Genomic DNA, 26312 nt, shown 5'->3' on the forward strand with positions numbered 1-26312 from the left:
CGCATTCCGCTAACCTGTTCGAGTCATGCAAGGAGGGTTCACGCCGCCACCGGGTCCGCCGGGTGGGTACTTGCCGCCGGTGCCCGGAGGTGTGATCCAAGACACCCAGCGCGTCGCGGCGAGCCAGGTTGCAGCGCCCGCCGTCGCGCTCATGGTCGTCTCGGCGATCAGCTGCCTCTGGTACCTGCTCGCAACGGCGGTGGTGCTGTTCGCCGGCGGCGTGTCGGCGTTCGGTGGGAGCCGCGCTGATCTCGGCGGGGCCGTGGGGATGGGCATCGCCTCGCTGATGTACCTGCTCTGGGCCGTGGCAGCGTTGGTGTGCTTCGTCGGTGCATTCAAGATGAGAAAGCTCGAGAGCTACACGCTCGCCATGGTGAGCGCAGTCCTGGCCATCCTGCCTTGCACCACCTACATCTGCTGCGCGCTGATGATGCCGGTCGGTATCTGGTCGCTCATTGTGCTGATGAAGCCCGAGGTGAAGGCGGCCTTCCGATGACCGAGGGCGCCTCTTGGCGGCAGACGCACGGAGGAACGCTGGTGGACCTTCACTCGCCGGTTGCCACGAACCCGGGGCGAGCGCACGTCGGTGAAGGCGCAGATACCGCCGACTGAGTTCGCTTGGCTTGCCCGGCGCGCCATCTTGCGCGACGCTTGGCGCTCCTTCGTGTATTGGGCGATCGGGTACTCTGGGACCGGTAGCATCCGAAAGAGCACGAGCACGTTTGCCAACCCCGTCACGCTGGTGGCAGGGCAGGCTCGACCGCGCGGGGTTGCGATCGACGCCACCCACGTCTACTGGACCAACTTCGAGGACAGAACCGTCCGACGCATGTCGCGCTGACCAAACCGCGAGGCGGATCGGCGGGGGAGCAGCGGAGTCGAGAGCCTCGCAGCAGGGCCTGTCTCAGGACCGTGGGCTCGGATATGTCAGCGGAGCCCGCTCCGGCGCAGCAGCCGATGGAAGTGCACGCGACCGATGCCAGAGGCGCGTGCCGCAGCGGAGACGTTGTCGCCGTGCGCGGCGAGCTGAGCGGAGAGGTACTTGCGCTCGAGCTCGGTCAGCGCGCGATTGCGAGCTTCCTCATAGGGCACGCTGATGTCGACGACGCCCAGATTCGTCACGCTGGGCTCCGTTGGCAGTCCCGGCTGGTCGAGCACGATGCTGCGCTCGATGGAGTTCTTCAGCTCGCGCACGTTACCGGGCCAGGCCGATCGCGATAGGGCGGACAGGTAGTCGACGCGGGTCAACCGCTCTGACACCTCCGGGCTCGCGCCGAACGACTGCAGAAAACGCCGCACCAGGAGCGGGATGTCCTCCGGCCGCTCACGCAGCGCTGGCAGCCGCACTCGCACCACCGCCAGTCGGTAGTAGAGGTCCTCGCGAAACTGACCGCTGTTGACCATGGCACGCAGGTCGCGGTTCGTCGCCGCGATGACGCGCTGGTCCACGGCTCGCGGCTGATTCGATCCCAAGCGGGTGATCTGCTTCTTCTCGAGCACCCGCAGCAGCTTTGGTTGGAGCTCGAGCGGCAACTCGCCGATCTCGTCCAAGAACACCGTTCCACCCGACGCCTCCTCGAACGCGCCGACACGCCGCTGCTCGGCGCCCGTGAACGCGCCGCGCTCGTGACCGAAGAGCTGGCTCTCGAGCAAGTTGGCCGGCACGGCACCACAGTCCACCACGATCAGGTTCGCGTCGTGGCGGGGGCTCGCCTGGTGGATGCCCTCGGCTGCGACATCTTTGCCGGTCCCCGTCTCGCCTTCGATCAGCACCGTGGCGTCGCTCTGGGCGACCTTCTCCAGAATAGCGAACACGGCGCGCATGGCCACGCTTGCCCCGATCAGACCGCCAAAGCTGTCCTCGGCGGACTGCGCAATGGAGCTCTCCAGCTCACCGAGGCTGAAGCTCAGCACGGAGCGCCCTAGCCGAATGGCGCTGCCGTTCTTCAGGTGTGCCTCTACGATCTGCGTGCCGTCCACGAAGGTACCGTTCAGGCTGCCGAGATCTCGGATCCGCGCGGTCTGCCCGGCGACCGTGATCTCGCAGTGAAAGCGCGACACGGTCGGATCCGAGAGTACGAAGTCGTTCGAGGGGTGCGAGCCGATCGAGCAACGCTCGGAGGACGACTTCCAGCTGAGGCCGCGCGCGTCACCCTCCGCTACGCCGAGAGTGAAGCTTCGCACCACCGGCGAAACTGCCCTGAACGGGTCGAGCTCTACCGTACCTTCCGACTCCGCCGGCGCTGCGGGTCTCAGCGTTCGCCGCTCGCCAGCGCCCATCGTGGCGACGATACCAGGGCTGTAGCCAGATCGGATACACCGGACGCGCGCGACCGTAGCGTGGTTGGATACAACTCTCCGGGTCTTGCACGCAAGATCCCGCGAGAAGACGCTCCGCGGGGGGTTGGCCTGCCCGTTGCAGCGTCACTGGACATGCAACGAACCTCCTCCTCAGGCTCACTCCTCCTCCTACTCTCCACCCTCTGGCTCGGCGCGTGCTCGGCGGCCGCGGACGATCAGAGCTCGGCCGGCGGTGACGTTCCCGCTGGCAGCGCTGGCTCGGGCGGCAGCGGCGGCAGCCAACTCATGACCGGCATCGGCGGCGGCAGCTCGGGCTCGAGCGGCTCGAGCTCGACCGGCGAGGTGTGTACTCCGGGAAATAGCCGGAGCTGCTTCCCTTGGGACGCGAGCAAAGAAGGACAAGGCGTCTGCCAGGCAGGCACCCAGAATTGCGAAGGCAGCGGCGAGTTCGGCAAGTGGGGGGCGTGCGAGGGCGCGGTCGGACCGGACAACGAGATCTGTGACGACGGCGTCGACCAGGACTGCGACGGCGCCGACGCCAGCTGCGGCGCGGGCGGCTCGGCGGGCGCGGGCTCGGCAGGCACAGGTGGCAGCGCAGGCTGCGTGCCGACTGCAGAGATCTGCGGGAACGGCATCGATGAGGACTGTGACGGCAAGGATCAAGTGTGCAACGACGAGGTGTGCCAGAGCATCAACTTGTTTGGCGACTGCCTCACGGTTTCGTGCCCAACCACTGCGCCGTACCCGAAATCTTGCAACGTGTTCTTCTCACCCGGCGATGACCGCGGGTGCGTAGCGAGCACCCCGCTGAGCTCGACGGTGTACTTTCAGGCGGGCGATCAGTGCAACCTGGGCATCGTCACCGGCACGCTGTGCTGCAGCAAGACGCCGCAGGCAGCGCTGACCCAGCAGTCGTGCCCGATCAACAAGCCGCAGCCGATTCACGCGACCGCGAAGAGCGAGTGCCCGACCGTCAAGAAGTAGGTACTCTCCTACCGGCGTCATGCCGGCGGAAGAACCGAGCCCATCGACCGACCTGACGGTCGACGAAGCGCCGACCCTGGCCGACGCCGACGCGCAGCGCACCATCGAGGAGGCCGCGCTGCAGAAGGAGAGCCACGCGCACGCCGCGGTGGGCATGCGTTTGACCATCATCGGTGCGCTCGGTTGCGCGGTGCTCTTGCAGCTCGTCGTGCACAAGCGCCCGGTGCACTGGGTGATCACGGCGCTGCTCTTCGCCATCGCCGGCGTCGCCGCCTACGTCGACGTTTCCGCGCGCGGGGCGAAACGCGGTCGTCAGCCGGCGCGCCTGCTGCTCGGGCTGCTGATGGCGCTGGCGGCCTTGCTCGCGACCGCGTACCTCGGGCTGCTCTCGTCCACGTCGCTCTTGCTCGCGATCATCGTGTGGGCGTTCGCGAGCAACGACCACGCGTTCGAAGCCTGGCTCGTGTACCTCGCGTGTGCGCTCGGATACTTCGCGCTGGTGGCGCTGTCCTTGACGCACGTCTTGCCGCTGACCGGCTCGGTCTTGGCGCTGCAGAAGGAGAACCTCCGGGCGCTGTTCGGGCTCACCATCTTGCTCGAAGGCCTGCTCGCGATGGTGTTCTGGCTGGCGTGGACCAGCCGGCGGGCCACGGTGGGTGCGATCAGCTACGTCGCCAAGGCGCGGCTCGAGGTCGAGCGACGGCGCGCGCTGCTCGACGAGGCCCGCGCGGAGCTGCGGCAGGTGCGCGACGCCGCCCGCCTCGGGCGCTTCTCTGGCCGCACTATCGGCGACTTTCGGGTTGGTGAGGTGATCGGCCGCGGCGCGATGGGTGAGGTCTACGGCGCCGAGACCAAAACAAACGGCGACGCGGTCGCGCTGAAGGTGCTTCACCCGCACTTGATTGACAGCCCGAGTGAGGTCGAGCGCTTCGTGCGCGAGGTGAACATCACTTCGGCGCTGAAGTCTCGCCACGTCGTGCGCGTGCTGGGCGCCGGCACCGCGCCGGATGGCAGCCCGTATCTCGCCATGGAGCGACTCAGAGGCCGCGATCTGGCCGAGCTGCTTCGCGCCGAGGGCCGCCTGTCACTGCGCGACACGGCCAAGCTGGTGAGCGAGGTCGCGGACGCTCTCAGCGCGGCCGAGCAAGCGGGCATCGTGCACCGCGACGTGAAGCCACAAAACCTTTTCCTGGTCGAAGGCGAAACGCCAGCCTGGAAGGTGCTCGACTTCGGCGTGTCGCGGCTCGTGGAATCGACCAGCTCGCTGACCCAGGGCGCCATCGGCACGCCCGCCTACATGGCACCGGAGCAGTGCCGTGGCGAGGCGGTGGATCACCGCGCGGATGTGTTTGCGCTCTGCTCGGTGGCCTATCGCGCCCTCACTGGGCGGCCCGCCTTCAGCGGCCCGGACCAGTACGCGATCTTGTATTCGATCGTGCACGAGCAGCCCGTGAATCCGAGCGAGCTCGGGATGCTGCCCACCGACATCGATCTGGTGCTGGCGCTCGGTCTGGCGAAAGACCCGGCGGAACGTCTGAAGTCCTCCGCGGAGCTCGCCAAGGCGTTCGCGCGAGCGCAACACAACGCTCTCGATGACGCGCTGCGCGTGCGTGCTCGCGCCGTGCTCGCGAAGTGCCCGTGGGGCTCGGCACCCGAGCGATTCGAGCCGGCAACAGCGAGCTGACGGCTGCCACCGGGAGCATGTGATGGCTGCCGCTAGGAAATCGTCATTGGGTTCTAAACGCCAATTCCGATCGACGCTCAGCGTGTGGGCTCACGCATCAGAAACGACGTCATCACGAAGACCTCGGCGGTCTTGCGCGGTCCCGGGGCCTCCGTCAGCGCGCGGTACTGCGCCTTGACCCTGCGCTTCTTGTAGCTGGTGTAGAGCGCTTGCGGACCTTCGTTGCGGGGGGCCCACGACGGGGGGACCGCCGCGCGAGCCTGCTCCATCGATACCGCGCTCTGCTGCTCCTCTTGCATCCGGTCGCGAAGCGCGCACAGCTGCTCCCACGACAGGCCGAACAGGAACTCCTCGAAGGCCTGCACCTGCTCGTCGGGCACGTCGCCCACGAAATAGTCGAGAAATCGCGTGTCGCGGCTCTCGCGCAGGAGCGCGAAATATTCCTGGGTTCCCAGCGTGGTGCCGATGACGGGACGCAGCTTGTTGCGCGCGCTCCAGATGGACTCGAGCACAGGAGCAAAGTCGTCGATCTCCGCGTGCAGGCGGTCGTCCCAGACCCTGAACAAGGAGCGGGCCGCGGCGACCTTCACCTGCCGCTCCGCTCTCGGGTCGGTGACGATGGAGATGAACAGCTCCTCGGCGAGCTTCGAATAGATGGACTGCCCGAGCTCGAGCTCGGCCCGCTCGCGCAGCTCGTCGGGGGCCTGCACGGCTTCCAGCCCGTAGCTCATGCTCTTGAGGAAGTTGATCTTCGCTACCAGGTAGGCTTGACCGAAGATCACCCGCGTCGGCAGGTGCAAGTCGAGGTCCCACTCCGGCACCGCGCACAGAAGCTCGACCAACGACTCGTCCGAGCGCACGCGGCCGCCCGCGTGCGCTCGGTGCCCGAGCACCGGTGGGCTATGGCTCACGATGTCTGCCGCGCGGGACAGGCGCACCAGACTCTCGCGCAAGAGCGCCGCTTCGTCGGGCTCGCTGGCCTCGATTACCGGTAGTGCCGCCTCCACCAGCAGGCGCTCTCGTTCGTCGAGAAAGTACAGACTTCCGTCACCCTCCACCGACATCCGTCTCAGCGTACACCCGCGAGCGGCGGAAGTACTCATCGGCTCGCGCCGAGACGCCGGAGCAGCGCATCTCTCGCCTTCCGCTCTCCCTCGCGCTCAGGTGCCTGTCGCCGAGACGCGCGGAGCGAGCACAGCTGACGGATCCGATTGACGACACGGTGTCCGGGTGATTCGCTTTGCTGTGATGCTCCATGGGGCGACGGGCGAAGCAGGGAGCGGGGTGCACGGCTGGCACCTCCGCGATTCGTCGGACCGTGACGACCACGCCGACTTCGACTGGAAACCCGGCATGAGCTTCGTGGGCTGAGCCATGTGGCTCCGCGCTCGTTACGAGACCATCGACTTCGGCGAGCCCGGAGCCGCGAGTGAGCCCTTCGTTCGCGGGCTCGTGCGCTTCATCGGGCCCTGGGCACGGCTGTGGTTTCGGCCGCGGCTGGAAGGCGCAGAAAATCTGCCCGAGCGCGGCGCGTACATGATCGTCGCCAACCATTCGGGCGGAGGGAGCGCGGAGGTCCTGTGCCTCGTTCTCGAGTGGTACCGGTGCTTCGGCATGTCGCGGCCGCTCGCGGGCTTCGCCCACCCGCTCGCGTTCTGGCTGCCGATCATGTCACCGTTCGTGCGCCGGTTGGGCATCGTGCCGTCGACGTACTCGGCAGCAAAGACGACCATCGAACGCGGTGTGCCCTTGGTCGCCTTCCCGGGCGGCGACCACGAGGCGTTCCGCCCATTCTGGCAAGCGCGCCGAGTGGATTTCGCCGGGCGCAAGGGCTTCCTGCGCATTGCGCGAGATCACGCGCTGCCGATCGTGCCCATGGCCATCACCGGCAGTCACTGGACCGTGCCCATTCTCTGGCGCTCGCGGCTCTTGGCCTGGCTCCTGCTCTGGCCGCGCCTGGCCGGTGTGAAGCGCGTGCCGGTCTCGCTGGTCGGCGCGCTCGTTTGTGTCGGGGCTGGGTTCGGCGGGCACGCCGCCGGTGGACCGTGGCTCGCCGTCCTGGCCGGTTGGCTTTCCTGGACGCTGGTGCCGTCGCCGTGGCTGCCGTTCCCATCGCGCGTGCGAATGCGGCTGCTGCCGCCACTGAAGATCGACGACGATATCGATGCGGCCTACACGCAGGTGACCGGCGAGCTCCAGCGCGTGGTCGGCGCCGAAACGTGAGAGTCGAGGCGACCCTTCGGCGCCAAAGGTGCGGTGGATGGCCAGGACGTGGGTGCCTCGTCCGGGGAATACTTGCTATGACAAGCTCTTTGCGGAGACGAGGAACCACCAGCGCGCGGAGGGAGAGCGTAAGGAGTGCGCTAGCGAGCGCCGAGCTTCGCCGCCGGCCCCCCGGCGGGCGTGGGCTTAGGTCACCGCCGCCCGTGGGCGGGGAGGGGACCGTCAAGAGCCGTGTGTAAGCTATTCCACGTGCACCCGTTCCTCCAACCTGTCATGCGGGTGCTCGTCACGCTCTCGTTCACTGCGTGTCTTGCACTCGCCGAGCAGACGGCCCAGGCGCAGGCGATGTCGTCGGCCGCTTTTGTACCCCCGACCGCCGCGGAAAGAGCGCAGCTCGACCGCGCCGCGCGGGGCGTGCTTCCCAGCGACGTGCGACGAGAGCCCAAACGCCATGCGTCGACCAGGGTGTTCTGGACGGGTGTCACCGATGGCATGGAACGCGGAGTGGCGAGGGTCGAGCATCACTACTTCGATGATGTCGTCGAGACCGGAGGTGGAGTGTGGCTCTCACCCTGGGGCGAAGGGCGCTTCTGCCTCTTGGGGATCAGTGCCGACGCTGCGGAGAAATTCCGTGGCGAGACGCCCCGCTTGGTGCGCGCCTACGGCCACCCGGTGATGACGGACGACGGAATGTGCCTGCGCGACGTGTTCGTGGTCGTCGGCGATCTGCGCTGGAGCACGACCGTGCTGGAATACGGGCCCGCTGGGAAAGAGAGCTTCTCCGCGAGCGACGCCGCCGCGCGGGGCGCCACGCATTCGCACCCCGAAGCGCGGCTGCTCACGCCCGCGGGTTACCGATTGCTCGCCGGGGTTCACGTCGGCAAGACCAACTTCGGTGAGTCGGGGTTTGGCGGGGGCTGGAGCGCCGCGCTCGAGCTGTCCTTGCGCGCGAGCCTGCGCTCGGAGCTCGCGCTCATGGCCGGACCCCAGGCCTATCCCAAGTTCGGTGCGCCGACCTCGATCCAGACCGCGTTCTTGTTCCGCTATCACGTGGTCGGCCTGGGCGCCGCCTTCGGCCCGCTCGTCAGCCTGCCCGTCAGCGCCGACGAGCAGGTCTTCATCGGCGGGCGCTACCTGCCAACCATGGGCGACGCCCTCGGCACGTGGGGGCTCTCACCGACGATCGGTGGCGGCCTCGACGTAACCGCTTCGCCCCGCGGGGACGTGCGCTTCCTGTTGCAGCTGGTGGTCGGCGTGGACGGGAACGTCGGTTCGCCCTGACGGGGGACACCTTCGTGTAGAGTTCGGCGGGTGGAGGCCGAGAAGGCGAAGGGCCGCGAGGCGTACGAGCGGCGGGCTTGGGGCGACGCCCATGCCGCGTTGTCGCGTTGGGCGCCGCGCCGGACCTCGCGGCGATCGAGTCGATGCCCGCCGCCCCGAGCGTTGCAGCAAGCCCTGATCGGAGTGCCCACGGTTTGAGCGCACGCGAGCTCGAGGTGCTGTTGCTCGTTGCGTCCGGCAAGACCAACAAGCTGATCGCTCGCCAGCTCTTCCTGAGCGAGAAGACGGTCGACCGGCACGTCAGCAACATCTTCGCAAAACTGGGCGTGCCCACGCGCGCCGCCGCGACCGCTTGGGCGTATCAGCGCGGCCTCGTTGGGTAGAACCACCCAGGACAAAAGTCCCTGAAAATGCGTGGTCCCCCCGAAGTCCGGGCGGTCCGTTTCCCGTAGCCTCTGAACATCGACCGCGCGTCGAGAGGAGGACATTCGCATGAACGTGAGCAACGAGCCGGTGTGTCCGGTGGAGCGGAGTGTGATGACGGGGCTCCTGGGGCTCTCTGCCGTGGTGGCCTTCGTCGGCCTGGCGGCGTGGGCCATGTCGCGGTCGGGGTTCGAGCAGGTCATCCACGCCGGCGCCCCTTCCGAACAGCGCGTCATCGAGCTCGTCACGGGCAGGTAGACGCTGACCAATCATCACGAACGAAAACGGAGCTTCGATATGAAAAATGGCAATGAACTGGCGTCACTTGTCGACGGTCTGATCGAGGAGGGCGAGGCATTTCGAAGGCTGAGCGCGGAAGCACGCCGCCAGCGACCATGATCCATGGCGTGAGCCGGGACGCCGCGCGCATGGTCGGGGCGATCGGCGATCGATGCAGAGAGCGGGGTGGTCTCCGCTCTCGAAGTACTCCTGCTCGAGTGGCTCGGGTCGGGGCGTCGGCGTAGGGGCTGCCTGGGCGAGAGGCGAGCACCGCGTCGCCCGGGCCAGGTGTAACCAACTCGCACCAGTCAGGGAAGCGTCGAGCCGTAGCTGACCAGGAATAGGTCGTACACGGCGTTCCCGGCGAGCAGCGGCAGAAAACCCACGTTCGCATCCTTGCCATGGACGCCGTAGGCGACCAGGCCGCCCCTGTCGTTGAAGCCGAGACCGACGACGCGCTCTTCCCCGGCGCCCGAGATGGTCATCGAGTCGATGTGCTGCCCGGTCGGCGTGAGCGCGACGATGAAGCCGTCGGTGGCCGCACCGGAGCCGACGGTTTCGCCGAAGCTCAGGGTGGTGCCGTCGGTGTGGCCACCGAGGAACACGTTGCCCGCAGCATCGAGGGCCAGGGCACTCACTGCGTCGGCTCCCGGGCTTCCGGCGAAGGCGTGCCACACGTAGCTCCCGTCGAGTCCCTTGTATTTGGCGACGAAAGCGTCCGACGCTCCCGCGCCGCCCAGGGGGGTCCCGTTGCCGAAGTCACAGCCATTCGGAATGACGCCACCGCCCACGAGCACGTCGTCGTTCTTGTCGAGCACGAGCGCGACGCCGCGGTCCGGACCATAACCCTGCGCCGAGTTGGAGCACCCCCAGCGTTTTGCCCATACCGTCGCGCCGTCCGAAGCGGCGAGCCGTGCCACGAAATAGTCATGACCGCCCACGGCGGTCAGCGCCGGGCTGTCGATGTCGAAGGTGTCGCGGAAGTAGCCGGTGACGAACACGTCACCCGCGGCGTTCAGCGCCACTCCGAGCCCGCCGTCGTTGGTGGCCGGACTCGCGAACGTCTTCTGCCACACGCTGGTTCCATCGATGCGGGCCACGAAGACGTCGGTGTCGGGGCTGCTGGCGACGACCGCGCCGGTCACAGCCACGACTCCGGCGGCGTTCACCGCGATGCTCGCGGGTTTCCAGGAGTCCAGCTGCACCCAAGTCGCAACGCTGCTCAGCAGCGAGGTCTGTGCGAGGCACGCCCCGTCCGCCGCGGCGAGCTTCACGACCGCCAAGCCGTACGGCGCTACGCCGACGCTCAGCTTCGGGCAAGCCGCGCTGCCTAGGTCGAGATCGCCGGAGTAGGCGATCAGCGCGTACACGTTGTCGGAAGCGTCCACCGCCACGGCCAGTGCGGCCTCGAACTTGCCGGACAGTCCGATGGTCCGCGCCCAGAGCGCCCCGCCGGCAGAGTCGTGCACCGCGACGAATGCGTTGTAGTCCGTCCCGGAGTTGAGCTTGCCTTTGCCGAAATCCAGATCGGGACCGGTGTGGTAGCCCGAAATTGCCGTTCGCCCGCTGCTGCTCGTCGCGAAGCCGAACGGGATCTCCCAGTTGCTCGTGGCGAAGTCCCTGGCCCAGCGCTCGCATTTCTGTGCGGCGCACAGTCCGGTCGAACAATCGGCGTTGACGCTGCAAGCCCCGCCGGCCGCGCAGCCCTTGCAGCTTCCACCGCAATCGACGCCGGTCTCGCTGCCATTCTGCACGCCGTCGGTGCAGAGCGGGGCTTGGCATTTGTTTCCCGTGCAGACCCCGCTGAGGCAGTCGCCCGCGTTCGCGCAAGCCTTGGAGTCCGCGCATTTGGGGCAGTTGGAGCCGCAGTCCTCGTCGGTCTCCGTGCCGTTCTTCTTCTTGTCATCGCACAGCGGCGCCTGGCACGTGCTGGTCGTGCACACGCTGCTGGTGCAGTCGTCGGCGACGCCGCACTGCTTGCCGTCATCACACTTCGGGCAAGAACCACCGCCACAGTTCAGATCCGTCTCGGCGCCGTTCTTCACGGTGTCGATACACGTGGGCGCTGCGCAAGTCTTGGGAGCGCCGATGCAGATGCCGCTCGTGCAGTCTGCTTGGGCGGTGCACGCATCGCCGTCCTTGCAGGTCTTGTTCTGCGAAGCGACGCAGCTTCCGCCGCAGTCGACGCTGGTCTCGTCTCCGTTCTTCGCGCCATCGCTGCAGGTCGCGGCCTGGCAGACGTTCGCGTTGCACACGGAGCTCGAGCAGTCCGAGCCCTGACTGCAGGCCTTGCCGTCGTCGCACTTGGGGCAGGCCACTCCCCCGCAGTCTTGCGCCGTCTCTTGCCCGTTGGTTTGCCCGTCGGTGCAGTCGGGAGGCGAGCACGTGAGCTGGTCCTTGTCGCATACCTTGCTGCTGCAGTCCGCGCCGGTCTTGCAGCCCTTGCCGCTGTCGCAGGGGCCGCACGCTCCGCCGCAGTCCTTGTCGGTCTCGTCCCCGTTTTTCTTGTCGTCAGTGCAAGTGGAGGTCGCTGCGTCCCCACCCGTACCGGATGCACCGCCGGTGACGCTCCCGCCGGATGCCCCGCCGGTGACGCCCCCGTCCGTGCCGCCGGTGGCCGTTCCCCCGGTGCCGCCGTCGTTGTTGACGTTGGTCGATTCGGAGGTGCAAGAAACGGCCAGCAGCCAAGCCAGCATGCCCAAGCCAAATACGAATCGTTTCATGGCGTGGCCTGGCAGCATATCAGAGCCAAGCGCACTTGCACCGGAGCCGACCCTTTGCGCCTCGACTCAGAGTTCCAGCCCCTGGCGACCCAAACGCCGTGGGTGACGAGGCAGGGAAGCGAGCTCGCGGCTGCGGCTGTAGCGGGTGTCTGTTCTGCCTCCTTGCGGGAGGCGCTGGAGTGGTGTTGGTCAGCCCCGCCCATTGCCGCATCCGCACTCGAAGGGCGGCAGACGACGCGCGGTCGCATCGTCTCGGTGTATCGCCCGCTCAACCATCTGGGCCTGCACCGGGGGAGGGTCGAGAGCGGGAGCGAAATCTATTTCCCGAACCCGCTCGGTGCGGGGGAGCAGATCTGCCTCACGGACGTGGCTGCAGGCTCCGGAGCCGTGCTCGGTCACTGATGGGGCCCGGCCGCGAAAGCCGAGCTTTCCGTCAAGCGGGCTGACGTCATGGGAGCTACCTTGGAGGGACACCTGGCGGTCCGCCGTCGGTCTCGAATCGCAGCTGGGACTGGCCGAGTCCGATCACGTCACCATCCACGATTACCCGCGACATTGTCAGCCGTTCGCCATTCACCGTCACGGTGTTCACGCTGCCACCGTCCACGGCCCGCCACTCTCCGTCGTGATACTCAACCGCGCCATGGTGTTTGCTGATCCAGGGACCGGACAGCGTCACGTCCGCTCTACGCATACGATTGATGGAATACCGATAACATTCCGTTCCCGAGCCAGACGGGCCAGCGTTCTTGGCGGTTGCCAGGAGCTCCCAGACGCGCCCGGACTCGAGCTCGATCAATCGTGTGGGCATGCAACGGGGAAGGTGACGCTCAGCTCAAGGCGTGGACCACGTGCTGCCCAGGCCCTCGCAGACCTGCTGGGCCTTATCGAGACCGCTGAAGCCGCTGTAGTAGAAATAGTGAATCGCGCCCAGGCACTCACCGGCGACGGAGGCGGTAGGGCACGCGGTGGTGGCCGTGCCGCCGTCGGAGGTGCACTGGTCGGCGGCGGCCTGCTGCCCGGGACCCGCCGTGATGGCGATCTCGAAGCAGGCGAATTTGGCTGGAGTGTCACAGGCGAACAGTGAGCCTGCCGAGCCTCCGCCGCCACCGCTGCCGCCACCGCCATCTCCGTCGTCGCCGCCACACGCTCCCGTCGAGAACACCAGCCCCGCGCTCAACAGGAACACGCACGCCTTCACCGTTCTGAACATCGACATCGGGTCTCCTCCCTCGGCGGCCTTGCCGCGACTCGCCGGCACTCTGTCAGAAGCTGGATGCGATCGCGAGCTGGAAATCCCGAAAGACCCGTGGGTCAACAGCGCCAACTCACCCTCTGGCTGATGTGACTCCGCCATCGAGGCCGAAGCCGCCGGGTCGCGCTTTCGCGTCTCGCGGCGTGTTAGCGTGCGGGCCCATCGGAGGTACGGAACATGCTCAGGATACTCAATGGTGCAGCAGCTCTCGCGCTCGTGGCCGTCGCGCTCTTGGCCTGCAAGAGCGACAAGAGCGGGACCTCGTCCAGGGCGTCTGCGTCCGCAGCGGCGACGGCGCCAGCCGCCAGCGCCTTCAGCGTGAAGGCCGAGCTGGGGACCGAGGTCAAGGACCTCCGAGTGGTCGCGCCCAAGACCACCTTCGACAAGGATATGACCGCGATCTTCGGTGTGTGGGAGGTCAGCACGGGTCCCGGGCCGCTCGCCTCCGCGAAGGTGAAGTGGATCGCGGAAGACGTCGGTGACGCAGCTCCCAAGGAGACGCCGATCCGGACCGTCGAGATCGAGCAAACCAAGCTGACCGAGCTTGGCGGGAAGTATCCCATGACCATCGACTCCTCGTTGACGCGCCCAACCAAGGGTTGGCCAATCGGCAAGTATCGCGTGGAGCTCGAGCTCAACGGCAAGACCGTGAACAGCACCCCGTTCACAATCAGCTGAGCGCGCGCCAAGGGCGCCGAAGTGCGCGCTGACTTTGTGCGCCTGGATACACATCGCCTGGGCGTGCGTCCGCGCTCCGGCGAAGCCTTCTGGACCCCCGCCGCCGAGCTGACGGCCTGCGACCGCTCGAAGCTCACGAATCCGTGACGCTCGCCGCAGCGGTCGGGCGCCGTCGCCCACGCATCGCTCGACGTCAGAGCGAACGCGAGCACCGGCGCATTGCCATCACTGCACCACAGGTGACACCATGCCGCATGCCTCCGCCGGTCATCCGGTCCCGGGACGCGCTCGCGACGTTCTCCGAGCGCTGGTCACCGCGGATCATCGCGTCGCTCAACGACTACCACGTGAAGCTCGCCAAGCTCGAGGGTGAGTTCGTCTGGCACAGCCACTCCGACACCGACGAGCTCTTCTTCGTCCTCGGCGGCCGACTCTGCCTGCGCTTTCGCGACGGAAGCGTGGACCTGGGACCGGGTGACGTTTGTGTCGTCCCGCGTGAGGTCGAGCACCAGCCCTTCGCGCCCGAGGAGTGCCACGTGCTCTTGGTGGAGCCGGCGGGGACGCGCAGCACCGGGGACTCGTCGGAGCGCGAGGGCTCTCTTGGGACCTGGCTCGAAGCGGTCGGGAATTCCGCGGGCCGGTCCGAGCGGCCTTAGGCTCGACGTGGGCAGTCTTGCGATGATCAGATCGCGATCGTCATGAGCGGCGAAAACCCACTTGAATTACCGGCTCGCGAAAGCTCACGAGTCGAGGAGATGGAGTAGGTGCGGGTGAGGGCGCAGCGTCATGGCGCGAGGATGAGACCCTCCGCTCCGACTCCGCCGTTCTGCGTCCCGAGCATCACCCCACCGCTCGGGGTGAGGCCGACGGCGAGGGACGCGCCGCTCGGCGGCGCGTAGAAGGCAGAGCTCCAGACGAAGGCCGCAGTTGACGACAGCTTCACACAGAACAGACCCGCCGGCACCTGCGGGCCCCCGAAGCCGAGCGGGGCCTCCAAGCCTCCCACCAGGACAATGTCACCGTTGGCTGCAATGGCGAGATGCGAGGCTCGTTCGACGGCTGTGGTGCCGTACACCTTGTGCCACTCGATGGCGCCGGTCGTGGGGTTTATCTGGGCGAGCACGATGTCGCCGCCTCCCTTGGCCACGTCCACCGTACCGGTGTCGAAATCGACCTGCCCGTTGAAGACCCCAGTGACCACCAGCTTCCCGCTTGGCGCAAAGGCTGCCGAGTAGCCCGTGTCCGCTCCGAGGTCACCGAGCTGCCGCACCCAGGCTGGAACCCACGCCGAGCTCAGCTTCGCGACGCAGAGGTCCGTGCCGCCCTTGCCCGTCGTCACGATCCCGCTGCCAAAGTCGACGTTGCCCGTGCACTCTCCGACCAGCGCGAAACTGCCATCCGCGGCGCGTGCGAGCTCGAAGGTCCGGTCGTCCGACGCGCCGCCGAAGTCCTTGGCGGCGACGGCTGCTCCGTTCGAAAGCGCGAACGATGCGACGAACATGTCCGTGCCTTGAGCGCTGAGCGGCCCCGTGCCGAAGTCGGTCGTCCCGTTGGCGAGCGTGCCCGCAACCACGACGTTGCCGCTCCCGTCGAGCACTGCACTGGTTACCGTGTCGACACCCGACCCCACGCACTTCGACCATTTGTGCGCGCCATCTGCCCCGGCGTACCTGCCCAAGATGAGGCCACCCGCGTTGCAGCTCGTGGGTGCGCCTCCGAAGTCGAGGCCAGTGGCCGCCGTTCCGCGCCCAATGAGTACAACGTCCCCGCTTGGCTCGATGACCATTCGTTCTACGGTCTCCTCGCCCGCGCCTCCGAGCTTGCGCGACCAGAGCCACGCGCCGCTCGGGGAGTACTTTGCGATGAAGCCGTCGTAGGCGTTCGCGCTCACCGGTCCGCCCCCGAAGTCGTGAGACCCGTTGAACACGCCGTGGAAATAGTAGTTGCCTGCGGCGTCCGTTCCTCCCGGGTACGCCGTGGAATAGGCGTTCCCCAGTGGTTTCGTCAGCACCACACCCCCGGGAGCCACTCCTCCGAAGCTCGCCGTCAGCGTCGTGTCCGCAGTCAACGTGAGCGAGCACGTGCCCGTGCCGGTGCAGCCGCCGCCGGCCCAGCTCGTGAACGTCGAGGTCGACGCCGCGGTAGCCGTGAGCACCACACTCGTGCCGTCGAGGATGTCGGCGCTGCACGTGGCGCCGCAGTCGACGCCGCCGACGTCGGACTTGACCGTGCCTGCGCCGGTGCCCGCCGGCGTGATCGTTAGCTTGAAGGTGGCCTTGCACACGTTGCCGACGCAGCCGCCGGCGCTGCAGTCGGTGGCTTGAACACAGGCTTTGCCACTTGCACACTTGTCGCAGTCCGAACCGCCGCAGTCAGTGTCGGTCTCGTTGCCGTTCTTGACGGTGTCAGTGCAGGTTGCGGCGACGCAGGTTCCGGTCATGCAGACCTTGCTCACGCAATCGCCGGCCTGCGCGCAGCCCTTTCCCGCGCTGCACGGCTTGCACTCGGCTCCGCCGCAGTCTTGCGCAGTCTCCTTGCCGTTCTTCAGGCCGTCGGTGCAGGTCGGCAGCGCGCAGGAGTACGCCGTGCAGACGCCGCTGGTGCAGTCGCCGCCGATGACGCAGCCCTTGTTCGCGCCGTCGCAGGCCGGGCAGGTGCCGCCGCCGCAGTCGATGTCGGTCTCGTCGCCGTTCTGCTGGCCGTCGGCGCAGCTTGCATCCACGCACGTTCCGGACTTGCAGATCCCAGCGCTGCAATCCGCCGGAACGTTGCAGGTCTGGGCCGCGGGACACGCCGTGCAGCTCGGGCCACCGCAATCGGTGCCCGTCTCACTGCCATTGCGCACGCCGTCGCCACAGGTTGGCTCCTGGCACTTGCTCGCGGCGCAGCTCTGACTCGTGCAGTCCTCTTTCTTGGTGCAGTCGCCGCCGGTCGGGCACGGGTAGCAGCTGCCGCCGCAGTCGATGCCACTCTCGTCGCCGTCCTTCAGGGCGTTCTTGCAGTGGTCCGGCAGCGTGGCGGGTCCACCCTTGGACACGCATTTGCTCCCCACGCAGTTCTGGCCGGTCGCGCAGTCCTTGACGCCTTTGCACTCGAGACCGCACGTGCCCTGCGGACGGCAGACCTGGTCCGCAGGGCATTCGGAGTTGTACTCGCACTCCTTGGTTCCGCCATCGACGCCGGGCTGCGGCTCGAGCTGACCATTCGTGAGCTCCTCCTTCGACGCACACGTCGAGCTCACGCAGAGTTGTTGCGAGACGCAGTCCTTGTCCGTCTTGCAGGCGTCGCGGCACTCTCCATCGACGCCACACACCTGCTCACCGGGGCACTCACTGCTGTACTTGCACGGTGGGCTCGGCAGCTCGTCCGGTAGCTGGCAGACGTGCACCGGTTTGTCGGCGAGCATGCAGCGCAGACCCTTCTCGCAGTCCGCGTCCGTGTTGCACTTCACGTGACAGCGCTGGAACGCACACACCAGCGGCTCCGGCGTCTGCGAACAGTCCGAGTTGACCAGACAACCTTCGGCGAGCTTCGCGCGCCTCAGCTCTCCCGCATCGTCGCTGCTACAAGCACCAGCCGTCAGAAAACCAAAGCCCACCGCCAAGAGAGCGCCGACCCGCTTCATCGCCCACCACCCGAGTAGAAACCCGCACACACGTTAGCCGGAGTGCGGCACAAAGGCGAGATGCGGCGCCCGCCCCGGGCTCCTGATAGGAGGTCTCTGACACTCGGCGTCGACGGCCTTCCCGCCAACGAGCCGGAGCTTCATGTGCTCGACCTTTGCGTCCTGGGTGGGCCCCGTGATGCGCACCCGGCGGACGCCGTACCCCGACCCCGAAGCCGGCATGTTCCAGCGAGTCGGGACTGCTACCCCTTGCCAGCTACCCGCGACGAACTCCGTCCCTTCGAGCTGGCGATCCCGTGCCCGGGCGTCACGCGTAGCGCGCGAGGGCGAGGCGCGCGTATGATTGGCGGGAGAATGTCCAGCTACCACGGGGGGAGTCGGGGGCTCCAGGATCGCTTCGATACACGACGCATCGCCGATCGCCTGGAACAGTTGACGTACAGAAGCGCGCTCGGGGAGGGCGACGCGGCGCTGGTGAGCGCTGCGGACATGTTCTTCCTCGCCACGGCAGACGCGAGCGGCTTTCCGGATTGCTCGTACAAGGGTGGCGCCCCCGGCTTCGTGCGGGTGCTCTCGCCCACAGAGCTCGCCTGGCCCGACTACGATGGCAACGGTCAGTTTCGCTCGCTCGGCAACGTCCAGGTCCGGAGCGAAGTCGCGCTCCTGTTCATCGACTGGACGCGCCCCGCCCGGCTGCGCATCCACGGCCGCGCGCGCCTCGGGTTCGACGACCCGCTCCTGGAGAGCATGCCGGGCGCAGCCCTCGTCGCGCGAGTGGACATCGAGCGCGTGTTCCCGAACTGCCCGCGCTACGTGCACCAGATGGAGAAGCTGGCCCCTTCGCCCCATGTCCCGCGGGCCGGCGAGCCGGCTCCGCGACCGGCGTGGAAGGACGATCCGCGCTTCGCAGACGCACTCCCGGCGAAGGACCGCAGGTGAGCGAGCTCGGGGCACCGGAAGTCGCCGAGTGGCTGCTGCACGCCTCGGCCGGCAAGCTCGAGCCCGAGGCGTTCGTCGCCGGGCTCGCCGCGCAGCTGAACCAACGGGGCTTCGCCATTTTCCGAGTGAGCGCATGGATCCCCACGCTGCACCCGGAGCTCTGGGGAAATCAGCTGCTCTGGACTCGCGGCGGCGAGTGCCAGGTCATACGGCGGGATCACGATGTGACCGCGACGTCCAATTACGTAGGAACTCCAAACGAGGTGATTCACCGCGATCAGATCGCCTCGCTACGCTGCCGCCTGGACAGACAACGCGAGCAGATCCCGTTCGCGCTGCTGCGCGAACTGGCCGCGGCGGGCGCCACCAACTACTTCATTCTCTCGCTCGAGCCCGGCGGCGAACGCCCGCCCTGGATCGCCTTCGCCTGCGATCGGAGCGGCGGATTTGCGCCGGGGCAGGCTGACGCTCTGCTTGCGCTAGGACCGCTGCTGTCGCTGCACTTTCAGCTGGCCCGGGCGAGCTTCGCGACGCGATCGCTGCTCGAGGTCTACCTGGGCGCCAACGCTGCGAGTCGGGTCTTGGCGGGGCAATTCCGGCGCGGCACTGGAGTCGAACACCGGGCAGCGATGTGGTTCTGCGACCTGCGCGGCTTCACCGAGCTGAGCGACCGCCTGCCGCCGCGCGAGGTCGTGGCGGTGCTCGACGCCTATTTCGAGCTCGTGGCCGCGCCCATCGAGCGCGAGGGCGGCGAGATCCTCAAGTTCATCGGCGATGCCGTGCTGGCGGTGTTCCCCGCCGGGAGCGACGCGCGCGAGCCCTGCCGCCGGGCGCTGGCTGCAGCAGAGGAAGTGCTCGACGCCGTCCGCGCTTGGTCGAGCGCGGACAGCACCCGACCCGCGCTTGCGATTGGTGTCGGCTTGCACGTTGGAGCGGTCATGTACGGTAACGTTGGTGGGCGCGGGCGCCTGGATTTCACGGTGATCGGTGGAGCCGTGAACGAGCTCTGCCGGGTCGAGGCGCTGTGCAAGCCGCTCAGCTGCCCGCTCCTGATGACGGACGTCTTCGCTGCGGCGCTCGGCAGTGACGCTCTGATCTCGCTTGGGCACCACACCCTGCGCGGAGTGACGGAGCCGCGGGAGGTTTTCACGACGCGTGCCCACGGGCCGCAGCTGCCATGACCTGACCCGTCGGTCCCGCACGAGCTCCACTCTCGCTGGTTCAGTCGCGCGGCTAGTCAACGAAACGGCCCTGAGTACCAGCGAGCTCCGCGAACACCTCTCGCAGCCACTCGAGACCGGGCCGCTCAGGTGGGTCCGCAGCCGTAGCGGCGTGCTCGAGCGCAAAGATCAACGTCGTCCAGCCGGCCGACGACGTCGCGCGCGCATCCACGGCCCGCACGGCGCGGAAGGTCTGAGCCGGAAGCGGGACGCGCTCCACTGTTTCATCCGAGGGTGCGGCGCAGTGCTCTGGCGCCGAGGTGACGAGAAACTCGCGGCACGCCAGCGGGCGCTCGGCGTGAATCGAGCAGGACTCGTCGTCGAGGAACGGACACGCGACTCCGAGCTGGAAGTAGCTTCGGCTGAGTAGGGCCAAGTCCGCGTTGCTCATCTCGGCCGGTTGTCGGAGCCTCCCGAATAGTGCAGAGGAGACAACCCGTTCGAGCGCGGCGCTGAAGCGCGCCCGCACCTCACTCTGCCTCGGCTCGGGCAGGTCGCTGACCAGCCGAGCCAGCGCGAGCGCCTCCGATTCGCTGATCGGAACCGGCTGTCGGCAGCATGCGCCGCAGCCCTTGCGGCATGAAATCGTCTTGCCGCCCTGCTCGGCGCGAGCGCTGCCAATGTCCGCCATCTGACTCGCGAGTCCGCGCAGGACCGGCATCAAGACGTGAAGGCGTGTCGGCGCCGCCGGCACTACGATCTCGAAATCGACCGGCGCGCCGTCGATCTTGAGCCGAACCCACGAGCGGAGGGTGGCGCTTGCCGTCAGAGGCCGATCAGGATCTTGGTGAGGGAGACGGGTTCCGCGTTCGTCGCTTCGGCGTCGGTGTGCACGAACTCGAACTCGATGGTCGAGCCTTTGAACTGGGTGGCGACTGTGGGGCTCACCGTGACACTTCCCAGTTTGTAGCTCGACAGCGTCCCATCCGAAGCCTTGACGGTTTGGACCAGCGACAGCTTGTGCCAGGTGAGGGAGACGCTCATGCATCAAACGCTAGCGGTCGGCCCACCCACGGTCAAGCGTGGACCACGAAACAGTGAGCCGGATCGTCGGGGAGCGGCGCGGCGGCCGAAAGCTCGTAGCCCGCTTTCGTCGAGATCCATCCGCTGCCGTCGAACAGGCGCCGCGCTGGTGCGTTGTGCGGAGTTTCGCTGAAGCGCACGACGACGTCGGCGCCGTCTTGCACGGCACGGCATGCTGTGAGTGCCGCGCGGAACAACACCTGATGTACCTCGGCACCGATCACGCGGCAGCTCAGCGCGAGCAGGCGCAGCTCGCCGCGCTCGACGATCGCAGCACCCACCAAGCCGTAGTCGGCGAAGCGATCAGCTACGTACAGCGACAGAATCGTCGTCTCGGCGGCTCGGGTCAGGGCGTCGAGCTCGCGTCGGGAGAAACGCTCCCCGGTCGTGCGGAACTGATTTGTGCGCGCTACCAGCTCGCACACGCGATCGAGCTCCGTCGGCTCGCGTGCCGCGCGCAGCGTACAACGCACCCGGAGCCTCTCGAGGAACACGCCGCGGTTCTCAGCAGAGACCAGCGCACGATCTCGCTCGATGCGAGCGCGCGTCGTCTGGGCGCGAGTGCGTGCTTCGGCGCTCCGCTCCAGCACCTCAAAGCGCGGCGACCGGAGCAGGGTCTCACGCATGCGTTCAATGGGTGCGTCGAGCACCCACACCTGTGGCAGCATATGCTGCACTTCGGCGCGTTCGAGCGGGCTGTCGTCGATGAAGGCGATGGCTGCCGGAGCCACGCCGAGCTCGGCGGACAGCTTCCGGAGCACTTGGCTCTTGTTGTCCCAGCCAATCTCGAGCAGGGCGAAGTCATCGGGGTGGAGCAGGTGGGACGCCGAGCCCAGCGCGCCGCTGGTCACGCTGCGCCATTTTTCGAGCACACTCTGTTTCACGTTCTTGCTCACGACGGCGAGGGTGATGCCGCGCCCGCGCAGCGCACGCAGCGCCTCGTGGATGCCGCCATGCACACCGTAGAGCAAGGACGTCGAGCGCAGCTCGTCGTCGAATTGGAAATCCGGATCCGCAATCTCGCCGGGCCACAGCACGCCGTCGAGGTCCACCGCGACGCAACGGATCGCGTTCGTTCCGGTCGCTGCCTCCAAAGCGTCGAAGCAAGCGTGAGCGACAATGCGATGATACTCCGGATTGCCGGCGCCGCTGGCTACTCCTGCGTGCGCCCAGGGCGCAAGCATGTCGTCGAACAAGCTCGCCTTGCCGGCACCTGCGAGCAGGCGGTCGAGGTCGAGATAGAGCGCGCTGGGGAGCGCCCGCACCACGCTGCGGATCGATCGGTTCAGCTCGAAGACTCGATCCGCGAAGCTGTGCTCGGACAACGCGCCCAGGAGACCGAGAGGCTCTGCCTGAGGCGCCACCAATCCCAGCACCAATAGTGTGCCGCGGGTGTGCGCAGCAGCGTCCCGAATCGTCCGCTCGCATTCGGCTATTGCGCGCTTCAGCGTGTCGCCGGTGGTGTCCTCCCCGCCGAAGGCGAAGAGCGGCGCGAGGAGACGGAAGTTGCCGAGGACCAAAACGGTGAAGTCAGCGTCGTGGCGGTGAGCGAGCGCCGCGTCATTTTCGAATCCGGACTGCACATCGAGCGCGATCCCTCGCGTGCGGCCCTCCTCCCGCAGTGCAGGCACGAGCGCCTCGGCGGTGCACCAGCCGAGCACCACCGCGCGTCGCTGCAGCGCGGGGGGAGCGCTCGCCATGCGCTCGACGGGAGCAAACAACGCGCGCATTTCGGCGCGGGCCCCGTCCAAGTGCCGGACCCGCTCCCGGGTCTGTTCCAGCTCCTCTTCGGGCGCGCTCTCGGTGACGAGCCCGCGCGCTCGGAGCTCACTGATGATGCGCCCGATGGAGTCCGGCGCGTCGGCGAAAAGCTCGTCGTCGCCGAGCTCGTGCTCGAGGTCGGCGAGGGTACACGGAGTGCCGAGCGCTTGGAGCACGCGCCCGATCGCGCCATCACAGATGAGCGAGCGCCCGCTGACCGCGTGTCCCGCGAACGCTCGGTCTCCGCCGAGCGGCAGGACCACGGCGAACGAGCTCAGCCGCAGGCTCGGCTTCAGCGAGGCCAACGCCGGAGGCCCAACTACTTCTGCTTCGCCTTGTTCTTGGCGTTCTTGGCGGCGGCCCTCAGCTTCGGCGCCTCTTCGATTTCTTTTTCGCCGAGCACCTTGCGCTCCTTCGCCGTTCCGCGCTCGACCATCAGCCTGACGCTACCGTCGCCGGCTGCTGCCAGCTTCTCGACCAACTCGTCCGGCAGGTCCAGCGTCGCGATCAGCTTTTTCTTGTTGCCGACCTGCTTGTGGATCTTGATGGCGAACTTCACTCCCTGCGCTGCGTTGGCCCGCTTGGCCACGAGCACAGCACCAAGACCGGAACCGATCATCAAGAGCCCGCTGGCAGCTGCCAGCGAGCTGCGCCTCGAAATCTTCACGCCGCTGGACTTCATGAGAGGAAGCCTAGGCGCAATGTGTCCGCGCTTCAACCGCCGCCATGCGACGAGGGCCTTGCTGACGGAATCGGGCGCGCCGTGCAGCGCAACCTGACCCGCTGCGGGAAGACCGCGCCCAGACGCGCGGTTGTAGCTGCGGCGGCGCCGCGATAAATGTGTTGCATGTTCAGGCGACGCTCCGCTGCCTTCTGCCTGCTGGCACTTCTCGTCCCGCTCCGGGCGCAAGGCGCGGATTGCGGGTGTGACCACTCCATTCCCGCCAGCCAGACCAGCGTGAGCGGCAGCACGCTGGGCGTGAAGCCAGGCGAGGTGGTGTGCATCGAGGCAGGCAAGCGGCCGTTCTTGATCTTGGAGGACCTGGTGGGGACCGAGGTCGCGCCCATCACCATCAAGAACTGCGGCGGGCGCGTCGAGATCGCGAATACGGACAAGGGCTATGGGCTGCTCGTCAACCGCTGCGAGCACTTCCACCTGACTGGAACCGGTGACCCGGCCTACGCGTACGGCTTCGACGTAAGCGCCACCCGCACGGGACCGGACTACTCTGCCTCCGGCGTTCCCGTGGGCGGTCTCTCCACCGACTACGAGATCGATCGCCTGGAGGTCCACCATACGGGATTTGCCGGCTTCATCCTCAAGACCGAGTCGCGCTGCGACGGCACGGCCAACCTGGGCAAGTTTGTCCAGAAGAACACGCGTGTGCATCACACCTATGTGCACGACACCGGCGGGGAGGGGTTCTACGTCGGCAGCACGGGTTACGGCGGGCGCAAGTTCGACTGCAATGGCGTCGAGACGATCTTGTACCCACACGAGCACGATGGCGTGTACCTGCACGACAATCGCATCGAGAACACGGGCTGGGACGGCTTGCAGGTGGGCGTCACTCCCAAGAACTGTGAGGTCTACGCCAACCTGATCCGCGGTGTGGGCAAGACAGCCACCGACTCGGTGCAGACCCGCGGTATTCAGATCGGGGGCGCCTCCGCGTGCAAGGTCTACGACAACACGCTGATCGGCGGCCCCACCATCGGGATCTTCGTCCTGGGCGCCGCGGCAACCTGGGTAGCCAACAATTTGATCGTGGACTTCGCAGAGGGACGGGATCTACGGCAATGATCAGAAGCTCAGCGCGATCGGGGGGGCGAGTTACGCCTTCATCCACAACACCGTCGTGCGCTCGGGGGGCGCGGGTCTCCGCCTCTTCGGCAACCTGACAAAGGGGAACGCGGTGGTGAACAACCTGTTTGTCGCTTCCGCTGACAAGTACGGCATCGGTGGGGACGTCGACGCGACGGACGCGGGTAACCTCGAGCTCGGGAGCGTCGCCGAGGCGTTGTTCGAAGATCCAACGACCGACCTGTATCGCCTCCAGCCGAGCTCCCCGGCTCGTGATGTGGGACTCGTGCTGTCGAGCTTCAGCGTCAGCGACGATCACGACGGCGTCGTCCGGGACGACAAGCCCGACGTCGGTGCGTTCGAGTACACGGACGCGCCGCCCCCGAGCGGCGGAGCGCCGGGCAGCGGCGGCGCCAGTGGAACTGGCGGGGCGACGGGCTCGGGCGGGGCACCCGCGAAGGCTGAAAGCGCCGACGATGGCGGGTGCAGTTGCCGAACTCATCGCCCGACGGCGCCCCCAGTGCGCGGGCTGCTGCTCGCGGTGCTGGCTGCGTCTGCCGCAGCGCTCCGCTCCACCCGCAAACGAGTCCACGTTCGCTAGCAATCTCGACCTCACTTGCAGAAGCTCGCGGTGCAGCCCGTCCAGTGAGCTGGCGTCTTCAGCGTCTTGCCCTGGGCCACCAGCACGAGCTCCCCCCGCATGTCGATCGGCATGTGGGCCGCCGCGCCGCCCGCGACGGGCCAGCAAGCGGTCCCGCAGCCTGCGTCTTGCAACAGGTACTTGTTCCCGTTCTGGACTGCCTTCTGGAGGATCCGGAGGGCGTCCCAGGGTAGAGCGTAGCTCCACGCAGGCGTCGCTTTCTGCCACCACTTTGCTGGCGAGCCGAGCGCGACGTAGCTCACGCCCGTCTGCGTGTAGCTGAAGTCATTCTGGGAGCTGCAGGTCTCGGCGAACACCTTCCAGCGATCCTTGCACTCGACCTTCGGGTCCCAGCGCCACGCGCACACCTGCGGGAAGATCTCGATGTTCGTCGGTTTGTTGAGGACCTCGAGGCGCAGGTACGCGTTGCCCTGCGCGAACTTGTCGGCCATGCGAAAGCCAGCCTTGGGTTTTGGCAGCTCCCAGTAGGTCGTCGCCGTGTCCTTCAGCGTTCGGTCGAAGAAGGTGACCTGATCGGGACAGCTTGCTTCCGCCACACCCTCTCCGCACTGCTGCGACGTGGTGCCTTCTTCGCACGCGCTCGGCGCCGGCCAGCCGGAAGCGCCGCCGGTCGAGCCGCCGCTTCCTCCTGCACCCGAGCTTCCGCCCGTTCCACCGATCGCCGTCCCGCCCGCGCCGCTGCTTCCGCCGCCACCGCTGACGCCTCCGGACGCCGTGCCGCCCGAGCCACCGCTCCCGCTCGTGCCCCCGGACGCCGCGCCGCCCGCGCCGCTGCCGGCGCCGCCGCCCGTTGCACTGCCGTCGGCTCCGCCACCACCGCTCACGCCGCCGCCGTCGTCGTCGGACGAACACGCAGCGATACCGGGCGCAAGCAAGCAGAGGGCGAGGAGCGGGAAGGTGCGCACGCTCCGAGGATAGCCGATTCGGCGCGCAGCCGGCAGCGCCCAGCGCTTGCCATCGTGAGCGTTCTTCACTGAGCGCGCGGCCGGGGCGGTGCTGTCGCGTTTCCACCGCCAAGACTGCCACGCGTGAGCTCAGCGTGCTCCACGGGTGTGGCGGTCGAAGCGGCGTGACACGACGGCCAGGGATTCGGAGCCGATGGGGCTCCCGACCAGGATCAACTCCCTCAGGAACAAGGCGGAGCGATGCCGGCCGAGCACCCCGGCGCCTATTGTCTGGCGTCCCACCAGCCGAGCCACTGGCGAAGACCCGCCGCGCGCGCTGCCCACGAGCACGTCGTCGACCCACAGCCGTAGCTGCGAGGTGGGTGCGAGCTGCAGCACGGCGACCAGCTTCACGAAGCGATCGAAGATGTGCGGGACGCTGGCTGCAACCTCGAGCACGGGCCCGGTTCCCATCCGGGCGAGCACGTGCAGCTCGTCCTCTGCGGTGTGCACCGTAAAGAGCGCGAGCCTGGATCGAGGTCGGGTCGTGTTCCATCCCGTGCC

General features: G+C 67.5%; 27 protein-coding genes. 15 read left to right on the forward strand and 12 right to left on the reverse strand.

The window, feature by feature from the left end; all coding sequences use genetic code 11:
• The first annotated feature begins 25 nt into the window (after positions 1–25).
• Together IPI67_39100 and IPI67_39105 are read left to right on the forward strand one after the other, a co-directional pair.
• Positions 26–496, forward strand: coding sequence for a hypothetical protein (locus IPI67_39100; protein MBK7586180.1), 471 nt, complete (start codon positions 26–28; stop codon positions 494–496).
• A gap of 168 nt (positions 497–664) precedes the next feature.
• Positions 665–841 carry a hypothetical protein gene (locus tag IPI67_39105; protein ID MBK7586181.1) on the forward strand — a complete coding sequence of 59 codons (177 nt, stop codon included), beginning with the start codon at positions 665–667 and terminating at the stop codon, positions 839–841.
• Between the two features lie 86 nt (positions 842–927).
• Here IPI67_39105 and IPI67_39110 read toward each other — a convergent pair whose 3' ends face one another.
• Positions 928–2280, reverse strand: coding sequence for a sigma 54-interacting transcriptional regulator (locus IPI67_39110; protein MBK7586182.1), 1353 nt, complete (start codon positions 2278–2280; stop codon positions 928–930).
• Positions 2281–2433: 153 nt separating this feature from the next.
• Between IPI67_39110 and IPI67_39115 the strand changes: the two genes are divergently transcribed.
• The gene (locus tag IPI67_39115) at positions 2434–3285 is read left to right on the forward strand and encodes a hypothetical protein (protein ID MBK7586183.1); all 852 of its coding nucleotides are present in this window, start codon (positions 2434–2436) and stop codon (positions 3283–3285) included.
• A gap of 19 nt (positions 3286–3304) precedes the next feature.
• On the forward strand, positions 3305–4969 hold the full coding sequence (locus IPI67_39120; protein ID MBK7586184.1) for a serine/threonine protein kinase: 1665 nt from the start codon (positions 3305–3307) through the stop codon (positions 4967–4969).
• A gap of 77 nt (positions 4970–5046) precedes the next feature.
• Here the strand turns inward: IPI67_39120 and IPI67_39125 are convergent, their stop codons facing one another.
• Positions 5047–6033 (reverse strand): hypothetical protein, encoded by a 987-nt coding sequence (locus tag IPI67_39125; protein ID MBK7586185.1) that lies wholly within the window; start codon positions 6031–6033, stop codon positions 5047–5049.
• A gap of 310 nt (positions 6034–6343) precedes the next feature.
• Here IPI67_39125 and IPI67_39130 point away from each other — a divergent pair, with 310 nt between their 5' ends.
• The 4 genes from IPI67_39130 (at position 6344) to IPI67_39145 (ending at position 9154) form a co-directional block, all read left to right on the forward strand.
• Positions 6344–7192, forward strand: coding sequence for a 1-acyl-sn-glycerol-3-phosphate acyltransferase (locus tag IPI67_39130; GenBank protein MBK7586186.1), 849 nt, complete (start codon positions 6344–6346; stop codon positions 7190–7192).
• A gap of 249 nt (positions 7193–7441) precedes the next feature.
• The gene (locus IPI67_39135) at positions 7442–8473 is read left to right on the forward strand and encodes a hypothetical protein (protein MBK7586187.1); all 1032 of its coding nucleotides are present in this window, start codon (positions 7442–7444) and stop codon (positions 8471–8473) included.
• A 143-nt stretch (positions 8474–8616) separates the two neighbouring features.
• Positions 8617–8856, forward strand: coding sequence for a response regulator transcription factor (locus tag IPI67_39140; protein ID MBK7586188.1), 240 nt, complete (start codon positions 8617–8619; stop codon positions 8854–8856).
• Positions 8857–8965: 109 nt separating this feature from the next.
• Positions 8966–9154: a hypothetical protein gene (locus IPI67_39145; protein MBK7586189.1), complete on the forward strand. Its 189-nt coding sequence runs from the start codon at positions 8966–8968 to the stop codon at positions 9152–9154.
• 329 nt (positions 9155–9483) lie between these two features.
• On the opposite strand, the gene IPI67_39150 is transcribed toward IPI67_39145, so the two are convergent.
• Positions 9484–11898 (reverse strand): hypothetical protein, encoded by a 2415-nt coding sequence (locus IPI67_39150; protein ID MBK7586190.1) that lies wholly within the window; start codon positions 11896–11898, stop codon positions 9484–9486.
• A gap of 255 nt (positions 11899–12153) precedes the next feature.
• On the opposite strand from IPI67_39150, the gene IPI67_39155 reads away from it, so the two are divergent.
• Entirely contained in the window at positions 12154–12300 is a 147-nt protein-coding gene (locus tag IPI67_39155) for a hypothetical protein (protein ID MBK7586191.1), read from the forward strand.
• Between the two features lie 55 nt (positions 12301–12355).
• On the opposite strand, the gene IPI67_39160 is transcribed toward IPI67_39155, so the two are convergent.
• Both IPI67_39160 and IPI67_39165 read right to left on the reverse strand, forming a co-directional pair.
• Positions 12356–12709, reverse strand: a complete 354-nt coding sequence (locus tag IPI67_39160; GenBank protein ID MBK7586192.1) for an FHA domain-containing protein — start codon at positions 12707–12709, stop codon at positions 12356–12358.
• 24 nt (positions 12710–12733) lie between these two features.
• A complete protein-coding gene (locus IPI67_39165; GenBank protein MBK7586193.1) occupies positions 12734–13117 on the reverse strand; it encodes a hypothetical protein in 384 nt (127 codons plus the stop codon).
• Positions 13118–13330: 213 nt separating this feature from the next.
• Here IPI67_39165 and IPI67_39170 point away from each other — a divergent pair, with 213 nt between their 5' ends.
• Together IPI67_39170 and IPI67_39175 are read left to right on the forward strand one after the other, a co-directional pair.
• On the forward strand, positions 13331–13831 hold the full coding sequence (locus IPI67_39170; protein ID MBK7586194.1) for a hypothetical protein: 501 nt from the start codon (positions 13331–13333) through the stop codon (positions 13829–13831).
• Positions 13832–14085: 254 nt separating this feature from the next.
• Positions 14086–14487, forward strand: a complete 402-nt coding sequence (locus tag IPI67_39175; GenBank protein ID MBK7586195.1) for a cupin domain-containing protein — start codon at positions 14086–14088, stop codon at positions 14485–14487.
• Between the two features lie 128 nt (positions 14488–14615).
• On the opposite strand, the gene IPI67_39180 is transcribed toward IPI67_39175, so the two are convergent.
• Complete coding sequence (locus IPI67_39180) at positions 14616–17456, reverse strand: hypothetical protein (GenBank protein MBK7586196.1); 2841 nt, start codon at positions 17454–17456, stop codon at positions 14616–14618.
• Positions 17457–17795: 339 nt separating this feature from the next.
• Between IPI67_39180 and IPI67_39185 the strand changes: the two genes are divergently transcribed.
• Both IPI67_39185 and IPI67_39190 read left to right on the forward strand, forming a co-directional pair.
• Positions 17796–18395 carry a pyridoxamine 5'-phosphate oxidase family protein gene (locus IPI67_39185; GenBank protein ID MBK7586197.1) on the forward strand — a complete coding sequence of 200 codons (600 nt, stop codon included), beginning with the start codon at positions 17796–17798 and terminating at the stop codon, positions 18393–18395.
• The gene (locus IPI67_39190; GenBank protein MBK7586198.1) at positions 18392–19576 is read left to right on the forward strand and encodes an adenylate/guanylate cyclase domain-containing protein; all 1185 of its coding nucleotides are present in this window, start codon (positions 18392–18394) and stop codon (positions 19574–19576) included. Before IPI67_39185 ends, IPI67_39190 begins: the two co-directional genes overlap by 4 nt.
• 52 nt (positions 19577–19628) lie before the next feature.
• On the opposite strand, the gene IPI67_39195 is transcribed toward IPI67_39190, so the two are convergent.
• From IPI67_39195 to IPI67_39210, 4 genes are all read right to left on the reverse strand, one after another.
• A complete protein-coding gene (locus tag IPI67_39195; protein MBK7586199.1) occupies positions 19629–20276 on the reverse strand; it encodes a YkgJ family cysteine cluster protein in 648 nt (215 codons plus the stop codon).
• Between the two features lie 104 nt (positions 20277–20380).
• On the reverse strand, positions 20381–20599 hold the full coding sequence (locus IPI67_39200; GenBank protein ID MBK7586200.1) for a hypothetical protein: 219 nt from the start codon (positions 20597–20599) through the stop codon (positions 20381–20383).
• Between the two features lie 32 nt (positions 20600–20631).
• Positions 20632–22704, reverse strand: a complete 2073-nt coding sequence (locus IPI67_39205; GenBank protein ID MBK7586201.1) for an HAD-IIIC family phosphatase — start codon at positions 22702–22704, stop codon at positions 20632–20634.
• Positions 22705–22718: 14 nt separating this feature from the next.
• Positions 22719–23081 (reverse strand): hypothetical protein, encoded by a 363-nt coding sequence (locus IPI67_39210; GenBank protein MBK7586202.1) that lies wholly within the window; start codon positions 23079–23081, stop codon positions 22719–22721.
• Between the two features lie 165 nt (positions 23082–23246).
• Here IPI67_39210 and IPI67_39215 point away from each other — a divergent pair, with 165 nt between their 5' ends.
• A complete protein-coding gene (locus IPI67_39215) occupies positions 23247–24203 on the forward strand; it encodes a hypothetical protein (GenBank protein MBK7586203.1) in 957 nt (318 codons plus the stop codon).
• A gap of 115 nt (positions 24204–24318) precedes the next feature.
• The gene (locus IPI67_39220) at positions 24319–24804 is read left to right on the forward strand and encodes a hypothetical protein (GenBank protein MBK7586204.1); all 486 of its coding nucleotides are present in this window, start codon (positions 24319–24321) and stop codon (positions 24802–24804) included.
• A gap of 11 nt (positions 24805–24815) precedes the next feature.
• Here the strand turns inward: IPI67_39220 and IPI67_39225 are convergent, their stop codons facing one another.
• A complete protein-coding gene (locus IPI67_39225; GenBank protein ID MBK7586205.1) occupies positions 24816–25769 on the reverse strand; it encodes a hypothetical protein in 954 nt (317 codons plus the stop codon).
• Positions 25770–25898: 129 nt separating this feature from the next.
• Positions 25899–26261: a hypothetical protein gene (locus tag IPI67_39230; GenBank protein ID MBK7586206.1), complete on the reverse strand. Its 363-nt coding sequence runs from the start codon at positions 26259–26261 to the stop codon at positions 25899–25901.
• Between the last annotated feature and the right edge of the window lie 51 nt (positions 26262–26312).

The sequence above is a fragment of the Myxococcales bacterium genome, from assembly GCA_016706225.1.
Lineage (GTDB): Bacteria > Myxococcota_A > Polyangia > Polyangiales > Polyangiaceae > JADJKB01.

Excerpts from the sequence above, each read along its gene's own strand:
- IPI67_39120 (MBK7586184.1), top strand. The coding sequence starts at position 3,305 with ATGCCGGCGGAAGAACCGAGCCCATCGACCGACCTGACGGTCGACGAA.
- IPI67_39140 (MBK7586188.1), top strand. The coding sequence starts at position 8,617 with ATGCCCGCCGCCCCGAGCGTTGCAGCAAGCCCTGATCGGAGTGCCCAC.
- IPI67_39110 (MBK7586182.1), bottom strand. The coding sequence starts at position 2,280 with ATGGGCGCTGGCGAGCGGCGAACGCTGAGACCCGCAGCGCCGGCGGAG.
- IPI67_39150 (MBK7586190.1), bottom strand. The coding sequence starts at position 11,898 with ATGAAACGATTCGTATTTGGCTTGGGCATGCTGGCTTGGCTGCTGGCC.
- IPI67_39145 (MBK7586189.1), top strand. The coding sequence starts at position 8,966 with ATGAACGTGAGCAACGAGCCGGTGTGTCCGGTGGAGCGGAGTGTGATG.
- IPI67_39170 (MBK7586194.1), top strand. The coding sequence starts at position 13,331 with ATGCTCAGGATACTCAATGGTGCAGCAGCTCTCGCGCTCGTGGCCGTC.
- IPI67_39195 (MBK7586199.1), bottom strand. The coding sequence starts at position 20,276 with ATGCCGGTCCTGCGCGGACTCGCGAGTCAGATGGCGGACATTGGCAGC.
- IPI67_39125 (MBK7586185.1), bottom strand. The coding sequence starts at position 6,033 with ATGTCGGTGGAGGGTGACGGAAGTCTGTACTTTCTCGACGAACGAGAG.
- IPI67_39210 (MBK7586202.1), bottom strand. The coding sequence starts at position 23,081 with ATGAAGTCCAGCGGCGTGAAGATTTCGAGGCGCAGCTCGCTGGCAGCT.
- IPI67_39175 (MBK7586195.1), top strand. The coding sequence starts at position 14,086 with ATGCCTCCGCCGGTCATCCGGTCCCGGGACGCGCTCGCGACGTTCTCC.
- IPI67_39100 (MBK7586180.1), top strand. The coding sequence starts at position 26 with ATGCAAGGAGGGTTCACGCCGCCACCGGGTCCGCCGGGTGGGTACTTG.
- IPI67_39115 (MBK7586183.1), top strand. The coding sequence starts at position 2,434 with ATGCAACGAACCTCCTCCTCAGGCTCACTCCTCCTCCTACTCTCCACC.
- IPI67_39160 (MBK7586192.1), bottom strand. The coding sequence starts at position 12,709 with ATGCCCACACGATTGATCGAGCTCGAGTCCGGGCGCGTCTGGGAGCTC.
- IPI67_39185 (MBK7586197.1), top strand. The coding sequence starts at position 17,796 with ATGATTGGCGGGAGAATGTCCAGCTACCACGGGGGGAGTCGGGGGCTC.
- IPI67_39215 (MBK7586203.1), top strand. The coding sequence starts at position 23,247 with ATGTTCAGGCGACGCTCCGCTGCCTTCTGCCTGCTGGCACTTCTCGTC.
- IPI67_39130 (MBK7586186.1), top strand. The coding sequence starts at position 6,344 with ATGTGGCTCCGCGCTCGTTACGAGACCATCGACTTCGGCGAGCCCGGA.
- IPI67_39200 (MBK7586200.1), bottom strand. The coding sequence starts at position 20,599 with ATGAGCGTCTCCCTCACCTGGCACAAGCTGTCGCTGGTCCAAACCGTC.
- IPI67_39165 (MBK7586193.1), bottom strand. The coding sequence starts at position 13,117 with ATGTCGATGTTCAGAACGGTGAAGGCGTGCGTGTTCCTGTTGAGCGCG.
- IPI67_39180 (MBK7586196.1), bottom strand. The coding sequence starts at position 17,456 with ATGAAGCGGGTCGGCGCTCTCTTGGCGGTGGGCTTTGGTTTTCTGACG.